The organism is Geobacillus sp. G4 (assembly GCF_040327975.1).
Taxonomy (GTDB): domain Bacteria; phylum Bacillota; class Bacilli; order Bacillales; family Anoxybacillaceae; genus Geobacillus; species Geobacillus thermoleovorans.
In genome coordinates, this window is the sequence record NZ_JBEPJY010000005.1 from 154746 (window position 1) to 167888 (window position 13143).

13 protein-coding genes, 1 pseudogene and 1 riboswitch are annotated in these 13143 nt (G+C 52.5%); of the genes and pseudogenes, 5 read left to right on the top strand and 9 right to left on the bottom strand.

What is annotated here, in order from left to right; translation table 11 throughout:
- Positions 1-158 precede the first annotated feature (158 nt).
- From ABS784_RS08325 to ABS784_RS08335, 3 genes are all read left to right on the top strand, one after another.
- Positions 159-677: a MerR family transcriptional regulator gene (locus tag ABS784_RS08325; RefSeq protein ID WP_011232559.1), complete on the top strand. Its 519-nt coding sequence runs from the start codon at positions 159-161 to the stop codon at positions 675-677.
- A 167-nt stretch (positions 678-844) separates the two neighbouring features.
- Positions 845-2518, top strand: a complete 1674-nt coding sequence (locus tag ABS784_RS08330; protein ID WP_023633677.1) for a DUF6044 family protein — start codon at positions 845-847, stop codon at positions 2516-2518.
- Positions 2519-2534: 16 nt separating this feature from the next.
- On the top strand, positions 2535-3527 hold the full coding sequence (locus ABS784_RS08335; RefSeq protein WP_352512102.1) for a glycosyltransferase family 2 protein: 993 nt from the start codon (positions 2535-2537) through the stop codon (positions 3525-3527).
- 104 nt (positions 3528-3631) lie between these two features.
- On the opposite strand, the gene ABS784_RS08340 is transcribed toward ABS784_RS08335, so the two are convergent.
- The 3 genes from ABS784_RS08340 to ABS784_RS08350 form a co-directional block, all read right to left on the bottom strand.
- The gene (locus ABS784_RS08340) at positions 3632-5080 is read right to left on the bottom strand and encodes a S41 family peptidase (protein WP_352512104.1); all 1449 of its coding nucleotides are present in this window, start codon (positions 5078-5080) and stop codon (positions 3632-3634) included.
- Positions 5081-5345: 265 nt separating this feature from the next.
- A complete protein-coding gene (locus ABS784_RS08345; RefSeq protein WP_269430417.1) occupies positions 5346-5474 on the bottom strand; it encodes a hypothetical protein in 129 nt (42 codons plus the stop codon).
- The gene (locus tag ABS784_RS08350; RefSeq protein WP_352512105.1) at positions 5471-6184 is read right to left on the bottom strand and encodes a pirin family protein; all 714 of its coding nucleotides are present in this window, start codon (positions 6182-6184) and stop codon (positions 5471-5473) included. Before ABS784_RS08350 ends, ABS784_RS08345 begins: the two co-directional genes overlap by 4 nt.
- Positions 6185-6640: 456 nt before the next feature.
- A riboswitch (cyclic di-GMP riboswitch) is annotated at positions 6641-6726 on the top strand.
- A gap of 41 nt (positions 6727-6767) precedes the next feature.
- Between ABS784_RS08350 and ABS784_RS08355 the strand changes: the two genes are divergently transcribed.
- Entirely contained in the window at positions 6768-7580 is an 813-nt protein-coding gene (locus ABS784_RS08355; RefSeq protein WP_352512107.1) for a hypothetical protein, read from the top strand.
- Positions 7581-7704: 124 nt separating this feature from the next.
- A pseudogene (locus ABS784_RS08360) lies at positions 7705-8608 on the top strand (IS1634 family transposase); the annotation flags it as partial.
- Between the two features lie 219 nt (positions 8609-8827).
- Here the strand turns inward: ABS784_RS08360 and ABS784_RS08365 are convergent.
- The 6 genes from ABS784_RS08365 to ABS784_RS08390 form a co-directional block, all read right to left on the bottom strand.
- Positions 8828-9106, bottom strand: a complete 279-nt coding sequence (locus ABS784_RS08365; RefSeq protein ID WP_044732632.1) for a hypothetical protein — start codon at positions 9104-9106, stop codon at positions 8828-8830.
- 91 nt (positions 9107-9197) lie between these two features.
- Positions 9198-9848 carry a cytochrome c biogenesis CcdA family protein gene (locus ABS784_RS08370; RefSeq protein ID WP_044732633.1) on the bottom strand — a complete coding sequence of 217 codons (651 nt, stop codon included), beginning with the start codon at positions 9846-9848 and terminating at the stop codon, positions 9198-9200.
- Complete coding sequence (locus ABS784_RS08375; protein WP_352512109.1) at positions 9838-10326, bottom strand: TlpA family protein disulfide reductase; 489 nt, start codon at positions 10324-10326, stop codon at positions 9838-9840. The genes ABS784_RS08370 and ABS784_RS08375 overlap by 11 nt, the downstream gene beginning before the upstream one ends.
- 103 nt (positions 10327-10429) lie before the next feature.
- Positions 10430-10849, bottom strand: a complete 420-nt coding sequence (gene merR / locus ABS784_RS08380; RefSeq protein ID WP_044732636.1) for a mercury resistance transcriptional regulator MerR — start codon at positions 10847-10849, stop codon at positions 10430-10432.
- A 208-nt stretch (positions 10850-11057) separates the two neighbouring features.
- Positions 11058-12698: a mercury(II) reductase gene (merA, locus tag ABS784_RS08385; protein ID WP_044732637.1), complete on the bottom strand. Its 1641-nt coding sequence runs from the start codon at positions 12696-12698 to the stop codon at positions 11058-11060.
- 71 nt (positions 12699-12769) lie between these two features.
- Positions 12770-13063: a transporter gene (locus tag ABS784_RS08390; RefSeq protein ID WP_352512112.1), complete on the bottom strand. Its 294-nt coding sequence runs from the start codon at positions 13061-13063 to the stop codon at positions 12770-12772.
- Positions 13064-13143: the final 80 nt, after the last annotated feature.

The window sequence follows — 13143 nt, forward strand, 5'->3', positions numbered from 1 at the left end:
CAATTCCCATGCCCACAGCCATCTTTTTTCGCCAATGGCGAATCTTCGCTGTTTTCCACTTTCTTTGCCGAATCAACACTAGTTTTGTCGGCTGGGAAGGATTTTCAAAGATGCAGAGGAAAAAGGATAAACAAGACGAAACAAGGAGGAGTGAAACGATGGAATTGAAAACGTCCGACGTCGCTATTCGCCTTGGTGTATCGCCGAAAACGATCCAGCGCTGGGTGCGCAAATACAACATTCCGTTGCGGAGAAACGAGGCCGGCCACTACTTGTTTGATGAAAAAACAGTCGCCTTGCTCGAACGGGTCAAATTTGAACAAGGCGCCGCCATGGAAGCGCCGCCGACCCCGAAACGCCCTCCGACGCCGCTGCGGAACAACATTCCTATTGACGCCTTACATGAATCGATCGAACCCGAAATCGCCCGCGTCTCCTCGCGCTTGGACCAGCTTGAACGGCAACTGGAGCAAAAAGCAGATGACGTCGTCTCCATTCAACTGTTGCATCACCGCCAAGAAATGGAAGAAATCGTCGCCCGCCTCACTGCGTTGGAGCAGCTTGTCGCCCGCCTTGAACAGCAGCTGAACAATCGGCCGCCTTCCTCCCATGAAACATCGGACGAACCAAAGCAGAAACGGCGCGGCCTTGGGCGGGTGATGGGGTTGTTTGCCTAATGGTTCCATCCTCCCTGCTTGACGCAGGGTGTTTTTTTGGTTGCTTCTTTCCCCTTTTTCTCCCCCTTCACTACTTCTTTACAATTTTTTTATGCTTTTTTAATCGCAGCGGTTTATAATGGACCATGTTGTGCAATCTTCCCGTATGGGAAAGGAGGGCGCGCGAGATGGAACAAAGAGAACGAAAAGCGGTCGCCATCGCGTTCATCGTATTGGCTCTCTACCTTTCTCCGCTGTACATGTTAGGCGAACACGCCCATATTCGCGTGCACGACAATATGGATTCGAACATCGCCTGGTATCGCGTGCTCGTTCGCAGCGGCCAACTATTTGGCCCAATCGATGCCGTCATCCCGCAAGTGATCAACGGGTTGCCGCGCAACGCCTTCGGCACAGAATTCAGCGGCATCGTGTGGCTGCACGCTTTGTTTCCCTCCATGGCGGCGTACGCGCTCAGCCAGACGATCACGAGGGTATTCGCCTTTTTGGGTATGTATTGGCTGCTCAGGCGCCACTTTTTGCCTTCACCGGAATCATGGCTCATTCGCGTCGGGGCGGCGCTTGCTTTTGCGCTGACACCGTTTTGGCCGTCCGGCATGTTAAGCACGCTCGGCATGCCGCTGGCGCTTTGGGCGTTTCTGTCGATCCGCAACGGAGAAGCGACATGGAAAGAATGGCTTGCGATCATCTTGCTTCCGTTTTACGCCAGCTTTGTGCTCGGATTTTTCTTTTTCCTCGCCGCGATGGCGGCGGTGTGGCTGTTTGACGGCGTTGTCCGCAAGCAGTGGAACAAGCGGTTTTTCGCCGCGATCGCCCTGATGACAAGCTTGTTTTTGGCCATCGAGTACCGCCTCGTGTACTCGCTTGTCTTCAGCGGCGAACCGACGAGCCGGAACGAGTTCCTCTCCTCGCGGCTCAGCTTCGTCCACTGCCTTCGTTTAACGTTGAAAAACTATGTGCTCGGCCATACGCATGTGATGACCGTCCATGGGCCGATCATCTTGCCGGTGCTTTGGGCGGCGTTTTTTCTCGTTTTGCGCCGCCGTCAGCGCGGGTCATTGGAGCGGCGCTTCCTTTTGCTGTTTTGGTTGAACATCGCCTTATCGGCTTGGTATGCGTTTTGGTTTTACAAAGGGTGGCAGCCGCTGAAAGAACGGATTTCACTTTTGAATACGTTCAATTTCGCCCGCTTCCATTTTTTGCGGCCGATGGTCATTTACGTCGATTTTGCCTTGGCCTTGCAAATCTTAGCCAAGGAACGGACCGCATGGCGGCGCCTCGTGCCGATCGCCTTGGCGCTGCAGCTGCTTTTGCTTGGCGGGTTTAACGAGGAAATCCGCTATCGCCTCGCTGGCACGCCGTCGTTCGAGCAGTTTTATTCCGAACATTTATTTACCAAAATCAAGCAATACATCGGCAAGCCGGTATCGTCCTACCGCGTTGCCAGCGTTGGGCTTCACCCGGCCATCGCTCAATACAACGGGTTTTATACGCTCGATACGTACAACAATTTTTACCCGTTGTCGTATAAGCGGAAGTTTCGCCGCATCATTGCCAAAGAATTGGACAAAAGCCCAGTGCTGAAAGACTATTTCGACCATTGGGGCAACCGCGTCTATTTGTTTTCGGCAGAGCTCGGGAAACATTACATGTTCACGAAACGCTCGCATAAAGTCATTCGTCATTTCGAGATCGACACAAAGGCGTTCAAACAGCTTGGCGGCAAGTACATTTTTTCCTCCGTCCCGATCATGAACGCCCGCGACATCCATCTCCGCTTCTTGCGGGCGTTCACCGATCGACAGTCAGTCTGGAAAATTTATGTATACGAAGTGGAGTGAAAGGGAGGCAAGAAACATGGTGGACAAACCATTGTTAGCCATCGTCGTCCCATGCTACAACGAAGAAGAAGTGTTGCCGGAAACGGCCCGGCGGCTGACCGCTTTGCTTGAGCAGCTGCTCGAAGAAGGAGCGGTCGCCATCGGCAGCCATATCGTTTTTGTCGACGACGGCAGCCGCGACCGGACATGGGCGCTCATTGAAGAAGAAAGCGAGCGCAACCCGTTTGTCTCCGGTGTGAAACTCGCTCGCAACGTCGGCCATCAGCGGGCGCTGCTCGCTGGGCTCGAAACCGTTCGCGCGTACGCCGATTGTGCCGTGTCCATTGACGCCGATTTGCAAGACGATGTGGAGGCGATCCGCGAATTTGTGCAAAAATACCGCGAAGGGTATGACATCGTGTATGGCGTGCGGCGGAGCCGAAAGACAGACACGTGGTTCAAGCGTACGACCGCCCAAGCCTTTTATCGGTTCATGAGGGCCATCGGAATCGAGCTGATTTACAACCACGCCGATTTCCGTCTGATGAGCAAGCGGGCGCTCGATGAACTGAGCCGTTACACGGAAGTCAATCTCTTTTTGCGCGGGTTGGTTCCGCTCGTCGGCTTCCGCTCGACGTGCGTCTTTTACGACCGGCATGAGCGGTGGGCTGGACAGTCGAAATACCCGCTCAAAAAGATGCTCGCCTTCGCCTTTGACGGCATCACGTCCTTGAGCGTCGCACCGATTCGCGCCATTACGCTCATCGGTTTTTTGGCCTTTCTCGCGAGCGGTGCAGCCGGGCTGTACGCCCTCATCAGCAAACTTCTCGGGCACGCCGAATCAGGCTGGACGTCGCTCATGATTTCCGTTTGGTTCATCGGCGGGCTCGTGCTCATGAGCCTCGGCCTCATCGGGGAATATATCGGGAAAATTTATCAAGAAGTGAAACGACGGCCGCGGTTTGCGATCGAAAAAACCGTGCAGCTGCCGCTTCCAGCAGAAAGAGAGAACACGCCAGTCCGCCTGTAGGAAGCCACGGATCATCTACGGGGAATATGATAAAAAGGGCGCCTCGTCTTTTGCAGAGGCACCCTTTTCTTTTTTGTTCCTTTTGCCCGCCATCATTGGTTTGCTTACGACTGAAACAACACGCCAAGCGCTTTTTTCAGCTGCACATCATGCTTCGGATCGCGGACGGCTTCCATGATTTTCGTTTGCAGCACATCCGCCGTCGTCTCATCGATTCGTCCCGTAACCGGCAGCTGATTCGCTTTTTGGAACGCTTGAACGGCTTGTTCGGTTTCTTTGCTGAAGTAGCCGTCCGTGCGGCCCGGGTCGAACCCAAGCCCTTTGAGCATTTTTTGCGCATTGGCGATTTGCTCGTCGTTCATGTCATACCGAAGCGGTTTTTCCACATGAAGCGGAGCGACGTGGAAATAATCCGGCTGCGCCACCGCGACATCCGGCTTGATCCCTTTTTTATGGATCCAATGCCCGTCCGGCGTCAGCCATTTGTACAGCGTCAATTTGATGTTGCTGCCGTCGCCCATCGGAATCGCCTGCTGCACCGTCCCTTTGCCGAACGTTGCCTCGCCGACCAGCTTGTAGCCGCCCGCTTCCTTCATCGCTCCCGCCAAAATTTCCGACGCGGATGCGCTTCCTTTGTCGATGAGCACAACGATCGGGTATGGCTTTTTCGCCGTTAAATCGGAATAAAACTTTTGCCGATCGCCATCGCGTTCTTCAATTTGCACATATGGTTTGCCTTTCGGGATGAGCTGTTTCAAAATTTCCTCAACGCTTTGCAAATAGCCGCCCGGATTGCCGCGCACATCGATGATCAAGCCATCAATATGTTCGGCCTCAAGCTTCGCCAATTTCTTTTTAAAATCGGCGGCTGTGTTTTCCGAAAACGACGTAATTTGCAAATAGCCCGCCTTTTTGCCGTTGTATGTTTTGATCGAGTCATACACCGTCTGAATCGGAATTTCGTCGCGGACGACTTTGACTTTCATCACGTTTTTGACGCCGGGGCGCAAAATGTCAAGCTCCACCGTTGTTCCTTTCCTGCCGCGGATTTTCAACACCGCTTCATATAAATCAAGCCCTTCCAGGCTTTCTCCGTTGACGCGCAAAATTTGATCGTTCGGCTTCAGACCCGCTTTTTCCGCCGGCGAGTTTTTGATCGGAGCAACGATCGTCACCTTGCCGTCGATCATGCTCACTTCGGCGCCGATCCCCTCAAACGACGAGTCGAGCGACTCGTTGAACTGCTCCGTCGTTTCCGCATCCATGTAGACGGAATACGGGTCATGGAGCGTGTTGATCATACCTTGAATGGCGCCTTCCGTCAGTTTTTCTTCATCCACTTTCTCCACGTACCGATTCTTAATGAGCTCATAAGCTTGCCGGATTTTTTTCATCTCTTCGCTGTCGTTCGTCGACTTGGACGGCTCATTCGAAACAATCGTCGAAAGCGAGCCTTCCATCGGGCGGTCCGCCAACTGAAGGCCAGCGTACGTCCCTCCCGCCCCAATGAGCATCGATATGGCCATCAATGCGGCCGTCGTCGATTTTTTCACGTTGCTTCCTCCTCACCCTATGCTTGACCTTCCCCACCGCTTGCTGCGGTGCGAGAAGGGGGCTTTCTCCTCGCTCCTCCGTCAGTGAAGCAAATGAACACCTCTTCCGCCTCAACGCTGACGGCTTTTGCAAAACACGAAAAGGAAAAGCACCGCCTCACGCCGTGCCATGCCTTTATCTTCATCATATGTTGGGCTTGTACCGAGTATGCTAGTGCGTTGTCTATCCTTTACTAGTTTACACGCTCCTTGTTGATTTCTCAACTCATACAGAGCGGAAAAAAGAGGCACCCCTCGCCGTGCCGGCGAACGATGCCCCTTCTTGATCCGTCTTCTTGGCCGGATCGGAAATGGCGGCCAAGCCAATGAGCCGCACAAAACGAAACGCTTTCACACCTCTTTTGGCAAGTCGATGAGCATCAACCGCGCCCCTTCGTCCGTTGCAAGGCGAAGAACCGGCGTTTCTGTGATGCGGGCCGCATCGCGCCGTTCAAGATGAGCCTCGCCGTTTAACGTCAAATCCCCCTCAATGACAAAGACAAAGATGTTCCGCCCTCCCGGCTGGGTAAACGTCAGCTCATGCCCAGCTTCCAAATCGGAAAGGTAAATCGTCAAATCTTGATGAATGTGAGCAATCCCTGGGGAAGACGGGTGTTTCGTGACAATCGGCAGCAAAGCATTTTTCATCTTCTCGACCGGAAACTCGGTCCGCTCGTACGACGGCGGCAATCCGTATTGTTCCGGCAAAAACCAAAGTTGCAAAAAGTTCACCTCTTCCGTCGCCGACGGGTTCACTTCCGAATGGACGATGCCGGTGCCGGCCGACATCCGCTGCACGCCGCCGAACGTCGTCACCGCCTTATGTCCGGTGCTGTCTTCATGTTGCAAATACCCTTTCAACACGATCGATACAATTTCCATTTCGCGGTGCGGATGGGCGCCAAACCCGGTCATTGGCGCGACGAAATCGTCGTTTAACACCCGAAGCGGTCCGAATTGGATGTTGTTTGGATCATAATACTCGCCAAATGAGAAGCTATGATATGTTTTCAACCAACCGTAATCGGCATGATAACGGGACGACGCCCGGTCAATGCGGATCATCTTGTTCCTCTCCTTCATTGATCGAAATAGAGCACCAAGAGCATACCGCTTCAATGCGGCGATCGCCATAGCGATCATAGTCATGTGATATATACGATGCGGATCATGAAAAATCTAGAATGCTGGTGATTCAACAGGAAATGCGGTTCAATCATGTCGCTTCTCAAACGGAGCAGCCTTAATATATAAATGTTGCTCTTCCCTCCACTCAAGAAACATCGATATTAGGGGAAATGGACGTTTCGCACCGCCCTCCTTGGAGGGATAGCCAGCATGAAGTTCTACATCAATTTGATTGGGTCTAAAATCTCGAATTCGAGATTATTATATAAAAAACCGTTTTGCCTGTCAACTTTGGAACGGATGAAAAATAGGACAAATGGATGATTTACCTCAGATCATAGGACTAGTTATAGTGAAGGTAGATTATCGCCGCATCTTCTCCCGCGAGAAGATACGGCGAAAAGGCAAAGCGCTGGAAACAGCGTGGCGCAAAGCTAAAGGGGCTACGGCGAAAGACGCTATGCCAGCCAGCTGCCGAACGTATCTTCAATCCATCATTGATGAAGGGAGAAGAAAAGTTATGAAGCGAATGCTAGTTGGATGCCTCGCTGTTGCCTTGTTGGTTTCATCAGGATGGGCAACAGCGGAAGCCAAGGGGAAACAACAATCCAAGCCAAAATGGGCCGATAAAAATAAAGACGGCATCCCGGATGATTGGGAGCTGAAGTACAAACTCGGTCTAGGGAAAAACGTCGCCAACCAGGACAAAGACCGCGACGGCTTAACCAACCGAGTCGAATACAACCTCCGTCTGAATCCGACGAAAACAGATACGGACAAAGATAAAATATTAGATGGGGACGAAGACACCGACCGCGATGGGCTGACAAACAGCGCCGAGGTAGCGCTCGGCACTAAACCGGAAGATGCCGACAGCGACAACGATCATGTCAAGGACGGAGCAGAGAAGAAAGGAAAAGCCCAACTGGCTAACCTCGTCCAAAAGCTTGAGCTGCAAATGAAAACCGCGGCGAACCAAACGATTAAAATCGACTATCATTGGTCTGAACGCCGTTCCCATTTGTACATTAAAGATCAGACCGGTGAAGTGACAGCAGGCGATGTCCAATCGCTCATTAACGACTTGCAAGCATCGCCGTCGCTGTCAAATGATGAAGTAATCGCCAAAATCCAAACTCTCTTTTCCCTTGACACTCCGTTCCGCCTTGAACTCGAGTGGAAATACGGAAGCGGCTGGGCGCGGAAACTTTCCGTCAAGCAAGACGAGGACAAAGGAGAAAATGCTGGGCAACCCAGCGATGATCAAGATGACGATGACCAAGTCCATGATCAAAATCACGATCAAGACGATGAGGGCAACAACAGCGAATAATCGCGTCCTGAGCAGACAAGCGGCTGCCGAAAGGCCGGGAAACCGGCTGATGAGGGCAGCCGTATTTTTGTTGGAGCTTCCAACCGCTTTCTTTCCCTCGTTGCCAGCGGAAGGAGGCACAGAACTGAAACGAGCATTGGCCGAGGCCGATTCGGCCCACATCCCGTGGTGCGAACCTTTTACCTTGGCGGAGAGAAACGGCGCCACGCACCGGGTATGGGAAACGACCTCGACCTATGAAGGCCGCCCCGTACGCTTGATCGTCGTCGAATCGAGCGCGCTCGACCAGCGAAAAGGAAAGACGCTCGAAAAAGAACGAGCCAAAGAAGCGGAGCTTCTTCGCGAGGAACAAGCCCGTTGGGAGCGTCACCCATTCTCGTACCGCAAAGACGCCGAACAAGCCTTGGCGTCCCTCAAGGCGTCCCTTCGCCCCCGGTTTCATCGGGTCGAGGCCGCGGTCGAAAAGATCGTGCGTCCGAAAAAAGGGGCGGAACCGGACATGGAAACGCTGCATCTCCTGCGCCTTGACGTCGAATTCGACCAAGACGCGTGGAAACAGGCGAAACGGAAAGCGTCCCAGTTTGTCCTCGTCACCGACCGTTCCGAAGGAATGGAAGGGCCAACAAATGGATGCCCAAGAAATCTTGAAGCTGTATAAAGGGCAGATCTCGGTGGAAATGAACTTCGCTTTTTTGAAAGACCCTTTTTTCACGGATGAGATCTATGTCAAAAAGCCAGAACGAGTTGCGGTATTGGGTGATTTATTTCTCTTGGCCTTGGCCATTTACCGCGTTTTTCAGCGCCGGGTGCGTCCGTTCATCACACCGGAACGCCCGTTGAAGGGGCCTGGAGGCCGCAAGCTGACTCGACCGACGGGGCAGGCGATTTTTCAGTTGTTCTGGTATGTGAACGTCGTCCTGTTGGAGCTGCCGGATGGGCAAATCCAACGCGCGTTAGGGAAACCGCTCACCTACGAGCAGCGAAGGATTCTGCAAGGGTTGGGAATGGACGAAAGCATTTACGTGTAACATTATACGGAACGACCATATATTGTAAAAAAAGGATTTCCCTCACTCGTCGTGTTGGTCGAAACGTGATTCTGAAAAACGAAATAAAAAATCCTTTCTTTCTACCCTGTTAGGGTGCGAAATGTGAGTGACATGGCATTTTTCCGCTAGTTTACCGATGCGATACGTTCCCATACCATCCCCCCTCGCTGAAAGCTACTAGAGTTTCCCATAGTACTTTTATTTCCACCGTTCATTTGGGACAATATCCCGCATCCAAAACCACATATCATCGACCCTGCTGAACAAGGAAACCGGGCAATGCGGGGTAAGGCATCGAAAGTAATCTTCCCGTTCAATAACCAAGTCCCAACTATCCTTGTTCAAAACTTTTCTCATCTCCCCTTCATCTATTGGCGACCCTGCAGCAGAGCATTTTGGGCAAATCTCCTTGTTCTCAATGAGATCTCGCCAATTGGGAGGCAAGCTACAGCATCCAGCCATGCCTTGCACCTCCATGCTTCCACATTCCCCCTACTAGCTTCAGTCCACTTGAAGCGCCTTTTCCACATATATCAATTCCAGATTAGCGTTTATAGGACTGTCATGGTTAAGAGAATGGCCAGAACTTCACGATCAAATAGACCCCTGATCCAACCAATAACAAAGACGACGCCTTGTAAAGAAAAGGAGCCACATTTTTTATCACCCTCTCGATCAGTGCCCTCGACATGACAGCCGCCACCGAAATCGCGGTCACAACCAATCCCATGCCTAACGTATAGGCTGCAAAACGGGTCATTCCCCCTGCCAAGTCTCCCGCAAGCAACGCCGAGGCTACCGTTAAAAAGAACATCGGCAACGTGCAGCCTAAAGAAGTGATTGCATACGCAATGCCATACAGATAAAAAGACCATGCCGGGTGACTTCCTTTTTTCACCCTAAACGGATTGGCCATTCGGAATTCGCGGCCCAACCACATCCATATCCCGGCGAGGATGAGCAACAATCCCATCACAGTTACTGCCGCCGACAAATACCTCCCGATCACCCCCTGAAATAAGGACATCAACAGACCGATGGGAAGAAAAATGCTCAAAAAACCGAGCGTCATCATGATCCCAGCCTGAACCCCCTTCGTCCAATGCGCCTCTTCTCCCCCCATCAAATACACAATAAACGCTGGCAACAAGGCGACGCCGCAGGGATTCAATGCGGCAACGACCCCGGCACTGAACACAATCCCCATGCTAACGTCCATGGCGAATGGCCTCCTTGATCGTTTGTATGTTCGGTCGAATGCTTTTATGGACGACTTTCTCGTCTTTCACAACCACTACCGTATCAAGCGAGTTTACCCCGAATAACTTGACAAGGGAAAGATCGGCATCAAATACATGCGGCCAAGAACCCCCGTACGTTCGCTGAAAGGCAGCTAAATGCTCCTTTTTGTCGATCTGCGGATCCACATCGACAGTCACTACTTGAACGTTCTTATCCTTCGCTACTTCCTTTAAACTCTGTTCGATCTCAGCGCACGAGACGCACCAGGCCGCCATAAAAAACAGGACGGTTGGTTTCTCGTCATCGATGTTGACTGTGTTTCCCTCAATATCTTTCACGCGAATGTGGATGGCATCCTCTTCTTTTGCAGTCTTGTTTATACTCAACCATCCCACTGCCAAAACCGCAATGAGGAAGAGAGCCCCAGCAAGCCAATAGTATCGCTTACTTCGCATTTCCGTTCCTCCTTCCATATGATCCGTTGATCTGGTCTCTCTATGAAGTCATCTGCTCTTGTCGCTAAGTTACCGAAGTTTCCCTTCGTCTTTTAGCGAAAATCTATTTTTCTTGCCCATATATCCCTTCGAGCAACATGTCAATAATCGGACAGCTGTAGAGATTCTCCTCATGGGGGCAACACGCCTTCAACTCAAGGAGCATCGCCTCTATTTTCATTAAGTCTTGAATCTTCTCCTTGATCTCCTCGATTTTCTGTTCCACAAATTGGTACATGTCTTTGCATCGATCGCGATCCCGATCGACAACGCCAAGCAATTTATCAATTTCCGCCAAGGTGAATCCGAGCCCTTGCAGCCGCTTAATAAACTGAATGCGCCTGACCGTTTCCTCCGTATACAGACGATATCCGCCTTCTGTCCGCTCCGTTTCTGGAATAAGCCCTTTCCGTTCGTAGTACCGGATCGTTTCTTTATTGACATGGCATTTTTCTGCCAGCTCCCCGATGCGGTAATGTTTCACATAACCACCTCATCCAAAAGGATATCAACCCTGCACGATCGTACAGGGTCAAGTCGATATGAAAGTTAGGCCGGCATTTCTTCTATGATGCTTAGGGAAGCACGCCGCTAAACGGACTGCTCCCTATTCAGCTTCACCGCCATCGCAACAACAATTGGCTCCAACCCCTTCATAACGCTCCACGAAACGGCGGCCTCATTGGGACGCCTCATCCCGCACAGCACGATAACTTCGAGACGTCTTGGTCAAACGTCAGCGCCGCCAGCTTCAACCCCTCCGCCATCGTTAAATACGGGACAAGCGTGTGGCGAAGGTCGTCGATCGTTAATCCGAATTGAATCGCCAACGTTGCGGCGTAAATGACCTCGCCGGCATGATCCGCAACGATGTGGGCGCCTAGCAGCTTGCCCGTATGGGCCTCAGCGACAAGTTTCAACACTCCCGTCGTTTCCCGGTTGACGATCGCGCGCGGCACCGCCTCAAGCGGCAGAACGGACGTTTTCACGTCATACCCGTTTTCTTTCGCCCGTCGCTCGGTCAACCCGACGGTGGCAATGGCCGGATGGGTGAACGTCACCGCCGGAACGACGGCCGTATCCCAGCGCTTGTTCAGCCCGCCGACGGCATTGGCCGCGGCAACGGCTCCCTGATAGGCCGCGACATAGACGAACTGCGGGCCGAGCGTGACATCGCCTGCCGCATAAATCGACGGGTTCGTCGTCCGTGTGTATTCATCGATCAAAATTTCCCCGCGCGCCCCGACTTCCACACCGGCTGCCGGCAAGTTCAACGCCGCCGTATTCGGCGTTCTCCCGGCTGCCACGAGCAGTTCGTCCGCTTCGATGACCCGGGTGCGTCCGTCTACATTCACATACACGTTTTTCGTATTCCCGTCTTGTTCGACCCGTTCAAACGAAGCGCTGGTGATGATGCGGATGCCTTGTTCTGTGAGCGCCCGCTCCACCGCTTCGGAAATTTCCGGGTCATACTCTTTCAAGAGACGCGGGCTTCGCTGCATCAACGTCACCTCCGAGCCGAGATGGTGAAACAGCTGGCCCAACTCCATCCCAATGTAACCGGCGCCGATGACGGCGAGCCGTTTGGGCACCTTTTTCATATCGAGCAGCGTCGTGCTCGTCAAGTAGTCGACATCATGAAGCCCCGGAATATCCGGCACTGCCGGGGAAGCGCCTGTCGCGATCAAAAACCGTTTCGCCGACAGCGTTTGGCCGTTCACTTCAATCGTTTGACGTCCAACAAATCGGGCCTCCCCTTGGATGAAGTCAAACCCATACTCTTTGATCAAGTCGGCATATTTCGCTCGGCGAAGCTGCTCGACCAGTTCATTTTTTTGCTTCACTAACGGCGCCAAATCAACCGGACCAGCGGATGTATGCAGGCCAAGAAACGGATGGTTTCGCGCCAATGCATTGATTTCACCAGCCCGAAGCAATGTCTTTGACGGCACGCAGCCGATATTGACGCACGTCCCCCCTACCGTGCCGCGTTCGACCATCGCCACTTTCGCCCCATATTTCACCGCTTCGATTGCTGAAGAAAACGCTGCCCCGCCGGAGCCGATGACGATGTAGTCATACTCTTCTTCGCCAGCGATGACAGGGCTGGCTGTCACGGCGATCTCCTCGATGTCCCCCGGCTCGTAATGGGCGTTTTTGACCGCTTGTCTCGCCATGTCAACGTCCGTGCCCTCAGGCAGCGCGAATACCGCTTCCCCGCGCGGAAAGCTGACATCAATCTTCTCGGCCCCAATCGCCTTCAGCGCTTTGGCAACATGCTGCTCACAACCGGTGCATGTCATGCCATGGACGGTCATTCGATATGTTTTCATGGTAAAAAACACTCCTTATCAACAAATGTCTCTTTCCTATTTTGTTCAGATCCTCGATTACAAAACCTATATCACTCGTCCTCATGGTTCGTTTGGAATGGGACGCAGCACGCCCCATGGCCGTTTCCCGTTTTCCCTAGGCCACCGCTTTCCGTTTCACCTGTTCGCATTGGCTTTCGCTTTCCAATCATCATCATCAGCGAACAGAAAAACAAAACCGTAAAAAGGCCGATGGCAAGGCTTTGGTGTCGGATCAAATACGCACCGACCGATGTTCCGGCCAACAACGGCAGAATAACCGCCAGATGGCACGGGCAGCTGAGCAGTGCCAGCACGGCCCAAAACGATTTTTTGGCCATTTTCATCGTTCTCCCTCCTTGCGATGACGGAGTGGCGGGTTTCCGTCTTTGCTCAACATTATAAACGATGGACTAAGGTACAGAGT